We start from the raw sequence: 13,411 nt of genomic DNA on the forward strand, positions 1-13,411 counted from the left end.
CCGTGCCGCAGGATGAGCACATGACCGCTCCCGTTCCCGTCCCGGCCCCCGTGCCGCACGGAGTCGCGCCGCTCCGGGACGACCGGCGGATCGTGCTGGTGGTGGCGATCCTGGCGTCGTTCGTCGTCGGGCTCGACTCGAGCGTCGTGAACGTCGCGCTCCCCGCGATCCGGCAGGAGCTCGGCGGCGGACTCGTCGTGCAGCAGTGGGTCGTCGACGCCTACCTGGTCACCCTCGGCTCGCTCATCCTGGTCGCCGGCAGCCTGTCCGACCTGTTCGGCCGGGTCCGGATCATCACGTGGGGACTCGTGGTCTTCGGGATCGCGTCCGTGGTGTGCGCCATCGCCCCGACCGGCGAGGTGCTCATCGTCGCGCGGGCACTGCAGGGCGTCGGCGGGGCACTCGTCATGCCGAGTGCACTCGCCCTCATCGTCGCGGCGTTCCGCGGGTCGGCGCAGGCGAAGGCGATCGGCACGTGGACGGCGTGGTCGAGCGCGGCCACGATCCTCGGCCCCGTGGTCGGCGGGTTGGTGGTCGACGGCATCGGGTGGCGGTGGGTCTTCGTGCTCACCGCGGTGCCGATCGCCGTCACGATCCCGCTGGTCCTGCGCATCACCGGCGACGTGCACCCTGCGGTGCGCCCACGCATCGACGTCGTCGGGGCCGTGCTCGCCGTGGTCGGGGTCGGCGGGGTCGTGCTCGGACTCATCGAGCAGGAGCGGTTGGGGTGGGGTGCACCCGTGGTGGTGGGTGCCCTCGTGCTCGGTGCCGCCGCACTCGTGGCCTTCGTGCCGTGGGAACTGCGGGTGACCCGGACGACGGGGTCGCCGCTCGTGCCGCTCGAGCTGTTCCGGGCGCGGAACTTCACGGTCGGCAACCTCGCGACACTGTCCATCTACGGCGCGCTCGGCATGGTGTTCTTCGTCGTCACGCTGTTCCTGCAGGAGGTCTGGCGGTTCCCGGCCTGGCTCGCCGGCCTCGCGACGCTGCCGCCGACGATCATGCTGCTCGCGCTGTCCACCGCCGTCGGGTCCGCGGCGGGTCGGTTCGGCCCGCGGTGGTTCATGGCTGCCGGGCCGGCAGTGGGGGCGGTCGGGGCGCTCCTGCTGCTGCTCGCCGGCGACGACCCGACCGGCTACTGGTGGTCGGTGTTCCCCGGGCTGGTGCTGATCGGCGTGGGCATCGCCCTGATGGTCACACCCCTGACGAGCGCGGTGCTCGGGTCGGTGCCGCAGTCCGAGGCAGGGTCCGGTTCGGCCGTGAACAACGCGGTCGCGCGGATCGCCGGACTCGTCACGGTGGCACTGGCCGGCGTGGTGCTCGGCGGCGAGGTGAGCGTCGACGGGCTGCACCGGGCCATGGTGGTGATGGCGCTCCTGCTGCTGGCCGGTGCCGTCGTCTGCGCGGTGGGGATCCGGAATACGTCCGAGCGCAAGTAAGTTGAGTGGAATAGACTCAACTCCAGGACCACCGCAACGAAAGGACGGAACGCATGGCGAACCTCCAGGGCGCTCCTGACTCGCAAGAACGGCAGAAGACCGCCCTCGAGCAGTACGGCATCGACCTCACGGCGATCGCCCGCAGCGGCAAGCTCGACCCCGTGATCGGACGCGACGCCGAGATCCGGCGCGTCTCCCAGGTGCTGACGCGCCGCACCAAGAACAACCCGGTGCTCATCGGCGAGCCCGGCGTCGGCAAGACCGCCGTCGTCGAGGGGCTCGCGCAGCGCATCGTCGCCGGCGACGTCGCCGACTCCCTCAAGGACAAGCGGCTCATCTCGCTCGACATCTCCGCCCTGATCGCCGGCGCCAAGTACCGCGGCGAGTTCGAGGAGCGACTCAAGGCCGTGCTCAAGGAGATCAACGACTCCGACGGGCAGGTCATCACGTTCATCGACGAGCTGCACACCCTGATGGGTGCCGGTGGCGGCGAGGGGTCGGTGGCGGCCTCGAACATGCTCAAGCCGATGCTCGCCCGCGGTGAGCTCCGGCTCATCGGCGCGACGACCCTCGACGAGTACCGCGAGTACATCGAGAAGGACGCCGCGCTCGAGCGGCGCTTCCAGCAGGTCTACGTGGGTGAGCCCAGCGTCGAGGACGCCGTGGCGATCCTCCGCGGGCTCAAGGAGCGCTACGAGGCGCACCACAAGGTGACGATCAACGACTCCGCACTGGTCGCGGCCGCGAGCCTGTCGAACCGGTACATCTCCGGCCGCCAGTTGCCCGACAAGGCCATCGACCTGATCGACGAGGCCGCGAGCCGACTCCGCATGGAGATCGACTCCAGCCCGGTCGAGATCGACGAGCTGAAGCGGAACGTCGACCGTCTGCGTGTCGAGGAGTTCGCGCTCAAGCAGGAGAAGGACGACGCCTCCAAGGCCCGCCTCGAAACCCTGCGCAACGAGCTGCACACGCGCGAGGAACGGCTGGCCGAGCTCGAGCAGCGCTGGCAGGCCGAGCGCGCGAGCCTGAACCGCATCGGTGAGCTCAAGCAGCAGCTCGACGACCTGAACATGCGGTCGCAGCGAGCCCAGCGCGAGGCCGACTACGAACTCGTCTCCCGGCTGGAGTACGGCGAGAAGCCCCGCATCGAGGCCGAGCTCGCCGCCGCCGAACAGGCCGAGAGTGCCGACCGGATGGTGAACGACAGCGTCACCGACGAGGACATCGCGGCGGTCATCGCGCAGTGGACGGGCATCCCGCTCGGTCGGCTGCTGCAGGGTGAGACCGAGAAGCTCCTGCACCTCGAGAGCGAGCTCGGCCGCCGGATCATCGGGCAGCGCACCGCCGTGACCACCGTGTCCGAGGCCGTCCGTCGCACCCGCGCCGGCATCTCCGACCCGGACCGCCCGACCGGTTCGTTCCTGTTCCTCGGGCCGACGGGCGTCGGCAAGACCGAGCTGGCCAAGGCGCTCGCCGAGTTCCTGTTCGACGACGAGAAGGCCCTCGTCCGCATCGACATGAGCGAGTACGGCGAGAAGCACTCCGTGGCCCGCCTGATCGGTGCCCCGCCCGGGTACGTCGGGTACGAGGCCGGTGGGCAGCTGACCGAGGCGGTCCGCCGCCGTCCGTACTCGGTGATCCTGCTCGACGAGATCGAGAAGGCGCACCCCGAGGTGTTCGACGTGCTGCTCCAGGTGCTCGACGACGGGCGACTGACCGACGGCCAGGGGCGCACGGTCGACTTCCGGAACACGATCCTCGTGCTGACGTCGAACCTGGGGTCGCAGTTCATGACCGACCTGTCCCTGAGCGACGCGCAGCGGGAAGAGGCCGTCCGTGAGCTCGTGCAGCAGGCGTTCCGGCCGGAGTTCATCAACCGTCTCGACGACATCGTGGTGTTCCAGGCCCTGACGGCCGACGACCTCGGACAGATCGTGTCGCTCTACGTCGACCGGCTGGCCCGCCGTCTGACCGACCGCCGGCTCGAGCTCGCCGTCACCCCCGAGGCACGCGGCTGGCTGGCGGAGCGTGGGTACGACCCGCTGTACGGCGCGCGGCCCCTGCGTCGCCTGATGCAGCGGCAGATCGACGACCGGTTGGCACGCGCCATCCTGTCGGGTGACGTCCGCGACGGCGACACGGTGCGGGTGGACGTCGCGGCGGACGGGGACGGTCTGACGGTCGAGCCCTTCGAGCTGGCCGAGATCGTCGAGGAGTAGCCCACCAAGACGGATGGGAGGCCCGTCACCGGTTCCTGGGACCGGTGACGGGCCGTTCGTCTACCGTCCACGGCATGCCTGAGATCCGCGCGATCCGTCGCCTCACCGACGCCGTCGAGCACGCGAGCGTGCTCGACAAGGCCGTCGACATCGACCGTGCCGTCGTGAACGCCCTCGCCAAGCCGAAGGCCCTGCGCCAGCTGCTGCACGGCGTGCCGTTCGGCCACCCGATCCACCCGCTCATGGTGCAGGTGCCCCTGGGCGCCTGGATCTCCGCCGCGGTACTCGACCTGGTCGGCGGGAAGGGCAACGCGAAGGCCGCCAAGACCCTGGTCGGCGTCGGGGTCGTCTCGGCGAGCAGCGCCTCGGTCGCCGGCTACGTCGACTGGTCCGAGCTGAACCGCGAGCAGCTCCGCACTGGATGGGTGCACCAGGCCGTGAACTGGACCGGTCTGTCGTTGTACGGCCTGTCGTGGCTGCAGCGGAAGCGCGGCAACCACGGCGCCGGCAAGCTGCTCGGCTTCGCGGGTCTCGCCGTCGTCAGCGTCGGCGGGTACCTCGGCGGACACCTGTCCTACCGACAGCGTGCCGGCGTGAGCGATCACGGCGAGGTGCCGTTCGACGCCTGATCCACTTCCCAGGTCCGGCAGAGGTACGTCACGTGTGATGTATCCATGCGCGTACTCGTGGTGGACGACGAACGGGCCCTCGCCGACCTGGTCGCGACGGGCCTGACCCGGCAGGACATGGCGGTGGACGTCGCCTACCGCGGCGACGACGCCGACGAGCTGCTGGCGGTGCACGACTACGACGTCGTCGTGCTGGACCGTGACGTCCCCGGGCTGCACGGCGACGAGGTCGCACGGCGTCTGGCCGCCCGCGGTGCACTCACGCGGATCCTCCTGCTCACCGCCGCGACGACGTTGAGCGACCGTGTGCACGGGCTCGAGCTCGGTGCCGACGACTACCTGACCAAGCCGTTCGAGTACCCGGAACTCGTCGCCCGGGTGCGCGCGCTCGGTCGGCGGAGCGTCGCACCCGTCGCCCCGGTGCTCGAGCGTGCAGGGTTCGTCGTCGACACGAACCGGCGGATGGCGACACGTGACGGTCGCCCGCTCGACCTGACCTCGAAGGAACTCGGGGTGCTCGAGACGCTGCTCCGCGCGCACGGCCGGATCGTCTCCGCTGAACACCTGCTCGAGAAGGTCTGGGACGTGAACACCGACCCCTTCACCGCCGCGGTACGGGTCACGATGTCGAAACTCCGCCGGAAGCTCGGGGACCCGGACCCGATCCGGACGGTGCCCGGCCAGGGCTACGCGTTGTGAGGCGACGGCCCGGGCTGTGGAGCATCCGGACCCGGACGGCCCTGACGTTCGCGCTCGCGGCCATGGCGCTGGCGACCGGGGTCGTCCTCTTCACGAACACGATGTCGCTGGCCGGTGTCGGTGCCGGCCTCGACACCGCGGCCGTGCAGCGCGCCCCGTCCGGATCGAATGGCGCCACGACCGCTCCGGCCCCGATCGAGGTGGACGGCGCCGACGACGACGGTGCGGTGGCGGTGATCCGGCTCGTGGCCGTGCAGCAGTGGCAGTGGTCCGCGATCGGGATCGCGGGCGCCGGGGTCGCGGCCGGGGGCATCGGCTGGCTCGTCAGCCGCCGGGTCCTCCGGCCCATCGACCGGATCACCGCGACCACGAACCGCATCTCGGCGTCGAACCTGCACGAGCGCATCGCGCTGGACGGTCCCGACGACGAGCTCCGGCGGCTCTCGCGCACCGTCGACGACCTGCTGGAGCGGCTCGAGACCGCGTTCGAGGGCCAGCGTCGGTTCGTCGCCCAGGCGTCCCACGAACTCCGGACGCCCCTTGCGGTGCAGCGCGCGGCGGTGCAGATCGGGCTGCACGACGACGCCGACCCCGCAGACGTCCGAGCGGTCCGGGCGGAGCTGCTCGAGCAGAACCGCCGGACCGAGCGGTTGGTCGAGTCGTTGCTCGTGCTCGCCGAGGCCGATCGCGGCCTGGCGGGTGCGACGCGCGCGGTCGACCTCGACGAGGTGACCGGCGAGGTCGTCGCGGGGGCGGCCCGAGGCGCGGCCGAGGCGGGGGTGACGCTGACCCACGAGCGCCGCACCGGGCCTCCTGGCCTGGTCGTCCCGGGGGAGCCGACGCTGCTGCGACAGCTGCTCGGCAACCTGGTCGGCAACGCCGTCGAGTACAACGAACCCGGCGGTGCCGTCCTGGTGACCACGGAGCCCGACGGGTTCGTCGTCGAGAACGGCGGGCCGGTGGTCCCGGCGGACGAGGCGGGACTGCTCGTCGAACCGTTCCGCCGCGGCGGGACGGACGACGCACGCGGGCAGCACAGCGGTCTCGGGCTGTCGATCGTGGCCGCGATCGTGCGCGCCCACGGGTGGCGAATGTCGATCGCCGCACGGCCGGCCGGCGGGCTGCTCGTCCGGGTCCGTGTTTCGCCGGTGCAACCCGACGTGCACGCGGGGCGAAACAGCCGTTCCGGTGTGCTGGGGACATGAACCACACCACGATGACGACCACTCGTCGCACCCGGTCCCTGATGAGCGCGGCCGCTGCCGTCGTCCTGCTGCCGCTGCTGCTGGTGGGCTGCTCGGACACGGCACCGGACGACGACACGACGACGGCGGCCGGGGGTGCGGCGCCCGGCGTCGCCCTGGCCGAGTGCATGCGCGACCGCGGCTACGACATGCCCGACCCCGGCACGGGTGGCGGGTCGATGCAGCTCAGTGCACCCGACGGCGCCGATCCCGAGCAGTACCAGGAGGACCTCAAGGGCTGCCTCGACGACTCCGCAGCGGCCGGCGACGCGCAAGCCGCGCAGCCGATGCCGGGCAGCGAGGAGATCGCGAGGAAGACGGCGGAGTGCCTGCGGGAGCAGGGGTTCCCGGACTTCCCGGACGACCAGGAGGCGCAGAACCGGTTCCAGCCCGACGACCGAGAGGCGTTCGACGAGGCTGCCGGCACGTGCACGGACGCGGCCTTCGAGGCCGTCCGGGGCGGAGCCGGATCGTGAACCACCGGCGCACCCGACGCCGGACGATCGTGTCGGTGTGCCTCGTCGCGGCGGTGGCCGCGGGGGTCGGGACGTGGGCCCTCGCAACGGTGCCGAGTGGTCCAGGAGCCTCGGCCAGCAGTGGCTCGCGCGGCGGGACCGCGTCGACCGGAGCCACCGCCACGGTCACTCGCGGCGACCTGACCGACTCGAAGGTGTTCGCCGGGACGCTCGGGTACGGCGCGGCGACGGGGGTCCCCGGGGCCGCCGCCGGCACGATCACCTGGCTGCCCCGCGCCGGCGACGTCATCGAACGCGACGGGGCCCTATACGCCGTCGACGAGCGGGACGTCCGGTCGATGTACGGCACCGTACCGCTGTGGCGTGACCTGGAGCGGGGGCTGCAGGGCGCCGACGTGCGGCAGCTCAACGAGAACCTGGCCGCGCTCGGGTACGACGTGTCCGTGGACGACCGGTTCGGTCCACGGACCGAGCGAGCCGTCCGGCAGTGGCAGCAGGACCGCGGACACGAGGTGACCGCGGTGCTGACCATGGACGACGTCGCCTTCGTGGACGGCGCGGTCCGGGTCGCCTCGGTCGACGGTCGGCTCGGGGAGCGGCTCGCCGGCGGAGCGGGTGCGGGGGCGGGTACGGCTGGTGCTGGTGCTGGTGCTGGTGCTGGTGCTGGTGCTGGTGCGGCGGGTGACGTCCTGCAGGTCACGAGTACCCGGCGCGTGGTCGCGGCGACCGTGCCCCAGCGCGACGCCGAGCGGCTCGCGGTCGGCACCGACGTCCAGGTCCGGGTCAACGGCGCCGGGGCGGCCATGCCCGGTTCGGTCGTCGACGTGCAGCCGACGACGAGCGAGGACGGCGGCACGGCCGTCGACGTCTCGGTGTCGTTCGACCCGGGGAAGCGCACACTGCCCGCGGCAGCGTCCGCGCAGGTCGACGCGAAGGGCACCACCGAGCACGACGTCCTGTCGGTGCCGGTCGCCGCACTCGTCGCGCGCGCCGGTGGCCGGTACGCCGTCGACGTCGTGCAGCGGGACGGCACGACGGAGCGGGTCCGGGTCGAGCCCGGCTTCAGCGCGGACGGACGGATCGCGGTCACCGGGGCCCTGACCGCCGGCGACCGCGTGGTGGTGCCCGGATGAGCGCCGCCGTGCTGCCACCCGCCGCCGTGCTGCCACCCGACTCCGTGCTGCGACCCGACTCCGTCCTGTCGCTCCGGGACGTCACGAAGACGTACGGCGACGTCGGAGCCCTGCGCGGGGTGTCGCTCGAGGTCACCGCGGGCGAACTCGTCGCGGTCGTCGGCCCGTCGGGGTCGGGCAAGTCGACGATGCTCAACGTCGTCGGGACCCTCGACCGTCCCACGTCCGGCACGGTGACGATCGCCGGCAACGACGTCGCGACGATGTCCGACGACGCCCTGTCCGGACTCCGTGCCGACCACATCGGGTTCGTCTTCCAGCACTTCCACCTGCAGGCCGGCGCGACCGCCACCGAGAACGTCGCCGACGGCCTGCTCTACCAGGGCGTGCCCCGGCGCGAGCGGCACCGACTGGCGGTCGAGGCCCTGGGCCGAGTGGGCCTGGCGCACCGGGTGGACCACCGACCGCACCAGCTCTCCGGCGGTGAGCGCCAGCGCGTCGCCATCGCGCGGGCCGTCGTGGGCGACCCGACGATCCTGCTCGCCGACGAACCGACGGGTGCACTCGACACTGCGTCCGGTGCCGCGGTGGTCGAGCTCCTGCGCGAGCTCAACGCGGCGGGCACGACGGTCGTGGTCATCACGCACGACCTCGACCTGGCGGCGTCGCTGCCCCGGCAGGTCCGGATGCGCGACGGCCGGATCGAGCACGAGGTCACGCCGGTCGTCGACGAGGTCGCCCGATGAGCCGGCGTCGGTCCGTGGGCGCGGTCGACCTGCTCCGCCTCGGCGTCTTCGGGTTGCGGACCCGTCCGGGTCGCGTCGTGCTGTCGGCGCTGGGCATCGCGATCGGCATCGCGGCGATGCTCGCGGTCGTCGGGATCTCGTCGTCGAGCAAGGCGGAGGTCGACCAGGTGCTCGACACGCTCGGCACGAACGTGCTCACCCTCACCCAGGCGCAGGGCCTCGGCGAACCGGTCCCGTTGCCGTCCACCGCACTCGAGTCGGTGCTGCGGCAGGACGACGTCGAGTCGGCCGCGGCCGTCGGCACCGTGCCGGACACCGGTGTGTACCGGAACGACCACGTCCCGGCGCCCGAGACGAAGGGCCTCGGGGTGCTCGCCGCGTGGGGCGACGTGCCGCGGGTCCTCGGCGGGCAGCTCGCAGCCGGGCGGTGGATCGACGACGCAGCCGGGGCGCCGCCGCAGGTGGTGCTGGGGGCACGGGCGGCCGCGGTCCTCGGCTTCGACGACCTGCATCCGGACAGCCGGGTGTGGATCGGCGGTCGGTGGGTGCAGGTGGTCGGGGTGCTCGAACCCGTCGCGCTCGCCGAGGACCTCGACTCGCGGGTGTTCGTGCCCCGCGGGTCCGCCGGGCAGCTGGGCTTCGACGGGGCCCCGACCGCGGTCTACACGCGCGTCGACCCGGCGCACGTCGAGCGGTCGAGGGACCTGCTCGCCGGTGCGGTCCGACCCGGGGCACCGCAGGACGTCGGCGTGACACGGCCGTCGGACGCGTTGGCCGCGAAGGACGCCACGGACGACTCCTTCACCGGGCTGCTGGTCGGCATCGGCGGGGTGGCGCTGCTCGTCGGTGGCATCGGGGTGGCGAACACGATGGTGATCACCGTCCTGGAACGGCGGGCCGAGGTGGGCGTCCGTCGTGCGCTGGGGGCCCGTCGTCGCAGCATCCGCGACCAGTTCCTGGTCGAGTCGTTGCTGCTGTCGTTCCTCGGCGGGCTGGCCGGTGTCGTGCTCGGCGTCGCGGTGACGGTCGTCTTCGCCGTCACGCAGGGGTGGCCGGTCGCACTGCCGGTGTGGGCCGTCGTCGCCGGGCTCGGTGCCACGGTCGTCATCGGCGGGGTCTCCGGGCTCTACCCGGCGGCACGCGCAGCGCGGATCCCGCCGACGTCCGCCCTGGCGGCCGTCTGACGCGTGCCGTGGACGCGCGCACAGGAGGCCCGGTGCCGGTCCGGTGGACCGGCACCGGGCCTCCAGGCGGTCGCTTCCACACGCCGGACGCGAGACGCAGATCATGCCTGGTCATGACCACCTGGTCAAGCATCTGCGTCGATCTGTTCGACATCCGTGATGCCCCGGAAACACGCGGATCGAAAGAGGTCACAGGGACCGATCCAACGGTTGACAAGGGGCCGTGCAGGGTCTTCTATTGCGAATACGCAACGTCCTTTCATAAAGGTCGGACCAAGGGAGTCATCGTGACACGAACGCGTTTCGCCGCACTCGGTGCGCTCGCCCTCGCAGGCGCGCTCGCCCTCACCGGGTGCTCCGCCGGGAGCAACGCCGCTTCCGACGGCGGCACGAAGTCCATCGGCACGCCCGATGGCAAGGGCAAGACCATCACCGTCTGGATGATGAACGGCGACCTGAGCGACAAGGTGCTCGACGCCGCCGGCAAGCAGTTCACCGCCGACACCGGGGCGAAGGTGAAGATCCAGACCCAGCAGTGGGACGGGATCACCACCAAGCTCACCACGGCGCTCGCGCAGAGCGACGCCCCCGACGTCGTCGACCTCGGCAACACGCAGGTGCCGGTCTACGCGGCCGCCGGCGGGTTGACCGACCTGACGCCGTACCGCGACGAGCTCAAGGACGGCCAGACCTGGCTCACCGGGCTCGAGGGCCCCGCCACCGTCGACGGCAAGCTCTACGGGGCGCCGCTGTTCGCCGGCAACCGGGCCGTGGTCTACGACAAGCAGGTCTGGAAGGACGCCGGCGTGACCGACGTGCCGACCACCTACGACGAGCTCACCGCCGACCTCGACAAGGTCAAGGCCGCCAACCTGGCCAGCGACTTCTCCGCCTTCTACATGCCCGGGCAGTACTGGTACGGCGGGCTGCAGTGGGTCTGGGACGCCGGCGGCGAGATCGCGACGGACAAGGGCGGCAAGTGGACCGGCACGCTCGACTCCGCGGACGCGGTCGAGGGGCTGACCGCCTGGAAGGACTTCCAGAACGCGTACTCGGCGAAGTCCACCCAGGACATCAACACCGACAAGCCCTCGCAGAGCGACGTCTTCGCGCAGGGGAACACCTCGGCGTTCCTCGGGTCCGCCTGGGAGATCGGCTCGATCACCACGGCGAAGCCGGAGCTCGCGGACCGCATCGGCACGTTCCCGATGCCGTCGTCCACGGCGGGGAAGACGCAGCCGGTGTTCCTCGGCGGCTCCGACCTGGGGATCCCGGCGAAGGCGCAGAACCAGGAGCTCGCGCTGTACTACCTGAAGATCCTGACCTCGAAGGAGTTCCAGCAGGACCAGGTGTTCGGGGTCGACGGCTGGGAGCCGAACTCCACCGAGCTGCTCGACGCGGTCGCCGGCGACGTCGACGAGCTGCACAAGCCGTACTTCGAGGCGGCCGGCACGAGCCGACCGACCCCGGCCGCCCCGGGCTGGGCCACCATCGAGGGCGACGCCTCGTTCCAGTCGATGTTCGCCGACGTCGCCACCGGCCGGAAGTCGCCGGAGCAGGCCGCCGAGGGCTTCTCGAAGCACCTCACGACCGCGCTGAACGCGCAGCCGTAGGCGATGACGTCCACTGCGGAGCCGGTGACCGACGCGGAGCAGTCCGCGCCGGTCACCGGCGGGCGGGGTGCGGGGGGCCGGCGAGCCGGCGGCCGGGGGGCCGACGGCCGGCGGGCCGGCGGACCGGTTCAGGGGCCGTCGCGGGGGTCCCGTCGGGGTGGGCGCGGCGCGGGTCGTCGGTCGCCGGTCGGGTCGCGGGCGCCGCTCGTCCTGCTGGCCCCGGCGGCGCTGCTGCTCCTGGCCCTCGTGGTCTACCCGCTCGTCCGGCTCGTCGTCATCTCGTTCCAGGACTACGGGCTGCGGGCGATCTTCACCGGGCAGGCCGGGTTCACCGGGCTGACGAACTACACGGACGTCCTGACCGACGCGTCGTTCTGGCCGGTCATCCTGCGCACCGTGCTCGTGACGGGCGCGATGGTCCTGGGCACGATCGTCATCGGCATGGGGGTGGCGCAGCTGCTCACCCGCCTCGGGGTCGCGATGCGCACCATCGTCAGCGTCGTGCTCGTGCTGGCCTGGGCGATGCCGAACGTGGCCTCGAGCCTGGTCTGGCAGTGGCTCTTCCAGCCGTTCTACGGCGTGCTCAACTGGCTCATCACGCAGCTGCGGGTGTTCGGCGACCACACGCAGGACAACTGGGCGTCGCACCCGGGGCAGGCGTACACGATCGTGCTGACGCTCGTCATCTGGCAGGCCGTGCCGTTCGTGGCGCTGACACTGTACGCCGCGCAGTCCCAGATCGCGCCGGAGTACTACGAGGCCGGTGCGCTCGACGGGGCCTCGGTGTGGACCATGTACCGCGCGATCACGCTGCCGGCACTCGCGCCGACGCTGCTGCTCGTGTCGATCCTGTCGGTGATCTGGGACTTCAACGTCTTCAACCAGATCTGGCTGCTCACCCGCGGCGGACCGGAGGAGGCCACGCTGACCCTCGGCATCTGGACCTTCGTGCAGTCGTTCGTGTCCAACGCCTACGGGCAGGGCGCGGCGATCGCCGTGATCTCGACCCTGATCCTCGGGGTGCTCACCAGCTACTACATCCGCCGGCTCGTCCGCAGCGGTGAGGAGGACCTGTGACCGTCTCGAGAACGGCGCCCCGTGCGGTCGGCGCGTCCGCGCCGGGCCCCGTGCGGGTGCGCAAGCGCAAGCCGCGCGTCGTCGCGAACACCATCGCCGTGCTGTTCTGCCTGGTCTGGGTGTTCCCGATCTACTGGATGGTGAACACCGCCTTCAAGCCCGCCGACGAGGTCACCACGATGACCCCGATCTGGGCGCCGCTGCACCCGACGCTCGACAACTTCACGCGTGCGCTCACGCAGGAGGGCTTCCTGGTCTACCTGCGGAACTCCACGATCGTCGTGGTGGCGGCCGTGCTGCTGTCGATCGTCGTCGGGTTCCTGGCGTCGGCGGCACTGTCGCGGTTCCGGTTCCGGGGGCGGCGGGCGATCCTGGTCGCGATCCTGTTCGTGCAGATGATCCCGTCGGGCGCACTGCTCATCCCGCTGTTCCTGTCGTTCCAGACCTTCGGGCTGCTGAACAGCTACGTCGGGCTGATCCTGGCGTACGTGGCGAGCGTGCTGCCGTTCTCGATCTGGGTGATGCGTGGCTTCTTCGTGGCCGTCCCCGTCGAGATCGAGGAGGCGGCGAAGGTGGACGGTGCCGGCACCTTCCGGATCCTGTGGAGCGTGCTGTTCCCGCTCGTCATGCCCGGGGTCATCGCCACGAGCGTGTTCGCGTTCATCGCGGCGTGGAACGACTACCTGATCGCGTACGTGATGCTCAAGGACCAGGGGATGTACACGCTGCCGGTCTGGCTCGCCGGGTTCTCGACGAACAAGGGTACGGACTTCGGCGGGCTGATGGCGGCGAGCGTGCTGTTCTCGATCCCCGTCGTGGTGTTCTTCCTCGTCGTGCAGCGTCGACTGGTCAGTGGGATGACGGCGGGCGCCGTGAAGGGGTAGCCGTCGCAACAGCCCGCATGGTTGCCTGCGAGCGGTCACAGAGCGTCGGCTGGCGCGGTCGCAGC

At 71.5% G+C, this 13,411-nt stretch carries 12 protein-coding genes; all 12 read left to right on the forward strand.

The genetic code is table 11. The annotated features are described in order from the left end of the window. Positions 1-20 precede the first annotated feature (20 nt). The 12 genes from DEJ30_RS01615 (at position 21) to DEJ30_RS01670 (ending at position 13,346) form a co-directional block, all read left to right on the forward strand. Positions 21-1,439, forward strand: a complete 1,419-nt coding sequence (locus DEJ30_RS01615; RefSeq protein WP_110858749.1) for an MFS transporter — start codon at positions 21-23, stop codon at positions 1,437-1,439. A gap of 53 nt (positions 1,440-1,492) precedes the next feature. Then, entirely contained in the window at positions 1,493-3,661 is a 2,169-nt protein-coding gene (locus DEJ30_RS01620; RefSeq protein WP_110858750.1) for an ATP-dependent Clp protease ATP-binding subunit, read from the forward strand. Between the two features lie 74 nt (positions 3,662-3,735). Next, on the forward strand, positions 3,736-4,290 hold the full coding sequence (locus tag DEJ30_RS01625) for a DUF2231 domain-containing protein (protein ID WP_071404319.1): 555 nt from the start codon (positions 3,736-3,738) through the stop codon (positions 4,288-4,290). 45 nt (positions 4,291-4,335) lie between these two features. After that, a complete protein-coding gene (locus DEJ30_RS01630) occupies positions 4,336-4,989 on the forward strand; it encodes a response regulator transcription factor (protein ID WP_110858751.1) in 654 nt (217 codons plus the stop codon). Then, the gene (locus DEJ30_RS01635) at positions 4,986-6,194 is read left to right on the forward strand and encodes a HAMP domain-containing sensor histidine kinase (protein ID WP_220032910.1); all 1,209 of its coding nucleotides are present in this window, start codon (positions 4,986-4,988) and stop codon (positions 6,192-6,194) included. Before DEJ30_RS01630 ends, DEJ30_RS01635 begins: the two co-directional genes overlap by 4 nt. Beyond that, on the forward strand, positions 6,191-6,709 hold the full coding sequence (locus DEJ30_RS01640) for a hypothetical protein (RefSeq protein ID WP_110858752.1): 519 nt from the start codon (positions 6,191-6,193) through the stop codon (positions 6,707-6,709). The genes DEJ30_RS01635 and DEJ30_RS01640 overlap by 4 nt, the downstream gene beginning before the upstream one ends. Continuing rightward, positions 6,706-7,842 (forward strand): peptidoglycan-binding protein, encoded by a 1,137-nt coding sequence (locus DEJ30_RS01645; protein WP_110858753.1) that lies wholly within the window; start codon positions 6,706-6,708, stop codon positions 7,840-7,842. The genes DEJ30_RS01640 and DEJ30_RS01645 overlap by 4 nt, the downstream gene beginning before the upstream one ends. Then, positions 7,839-8,588: an ABC transporter ATP-binding protein gene (locus DEJ30_RS01650; protein WP_258369768.1), complete on the forward strand. Its 750-nt coding sequence runs from the start codon at positions 7,839-7,841 to the stop codon at positions 8,586-8,588. Before DEJ30_RS01645 ends, DEJ30_RS01650 begins: the two co-directional genes overlap by 4 nt. Then, positions 8,585-9,772, forward strand: coding sequence for an ABC transporter permease (locus DEJ30_RS01655; RefSeq protein WP_181419949.1), 1,188 nt, complete (start codon positions 8,585-8,587; stop codon positions 9,770-9,772). The genes DEJ30_RS01650 and DEJ30_RS01655 overlap by 4 nt, the downstream gene beginning before the upstream one ends. Positions 9,773-10,059: 287 nt before the next feature. Further along, the gene (locus tag DEJ30_RS01660; RefSeq protein WP_220032911.1) at positions 10,060-11,385 is read left to right on the forward strand and encodes a sugar ABC transporter substrate-binding protein; all 1,326 of its coding nucleotides are present in this window, start codon (positions 10,060-10,062) and stop codon (positions 11,383-11,385) included. Between the two features lie 3 nt (positions 11,386-11,388). After that, the gene (locus tag DEJ30_RS01665; protein WP_110858755.1) at positions 11,389-12,462 is read left to right on the forward strand and encodes a carbohydrate ABC transporter permease; all 1,074 of its coding nucleotides are present in this window, start codon (positions 11,389-11,391) and stop codon (positions 12,460-12,462) included. Then, positions 12,459-13,346, forward strand: coding sequence for a carbohydrate ABC transporter permease (locus tag DEJ30_RS01670; RefSeq protein ID WP_258369769.1), 888 nt, complete (start codon positions 12,459-12,461; stop codon positions 13,344-13,346). The genes DEJ30_RS01665 and DEJ30_RS01670 overlap by 4 nt, the downstream gene beginning before the upstream one ends. Positions 13,347-13,411: the final 65 nt, after the last annotated feature.

The sequence above is a fragment of the Curtobacterium sp. MCPF17_003 genome (assembly GCF_003224385.1).
In the GTDB taxonomy this organism is placed as follows: domain Bacteria; phylum Actinomycetota; class Actinomycetes; order Actinomycetales; family Microbacteriaceae; genus Curtobacterium; species Curtobacterium flaccumfaciens.

What these genes read in the sequence shown, in the direction of transcription:
- DEJ30_RS01650 (WP_258369768.1), top strand. Translation starts at nt 7,839, where the DNA reads ATGAGCGCCGCCGTGCTGCCACCCGCCGCCGTGCTGCCACCCGACTCC.
- DEJ30_RS01630 (WP_110858751.1), top strand. Translation starts at nt 4,336, where the DNA reads ATGCGCGTACTCGTGGTGGACGACGAACGGGCCCTCGCCGACCTGGTC.
- DEJ30_RS01615 (WP_110858749.1), top strand. Translation starts at nt 21, where the DNA reads ATGACCGCTCCCGTTCCCGTCCCGGCCCCCGTGCCGCACGGAGTCGCG.
- DEJ30_RS01640 (WP_110858752.1), top strand. Translation starts at nt 6,191, where the DNA reads ATGAACCACACCACGATGACGACCACTCGTCGCACCCGGTCCCTGATG.
- DEJ30_RS01655 (WP_181419949.1), top strand. Translation starts at nt 8,585, where the DNA reads ATGAGCCGGCGTCGGTCCGTGGGCGCGGTCGACCTGCTCCGCCTCGGC.
- DEJ30_RS01620 (WP_110858750.1), top strand. Translation starts at nt 1,493, where the DNA reads ATGGCGAACCTCCAGGGCGCTCCTGACTCGCAAGAACGGCAGAAGACC.
- DEJ30_RS01625 (WP_071404319.1), top strand. Translation starts at nt 3,736, where the DNA reads ATGCCTGAGATCCGCGCGATCCGTCGCCTCACCGACGCCGTCGAGCAC.
- DEJ30_RS01665 (WP_110858755.1), top strand. Translation starts at nt 11,389, where the DNA reads ATGACGTCCACTGCGGAGCCGGTGACCGACGCGGAGCAGTCCGCGCCG.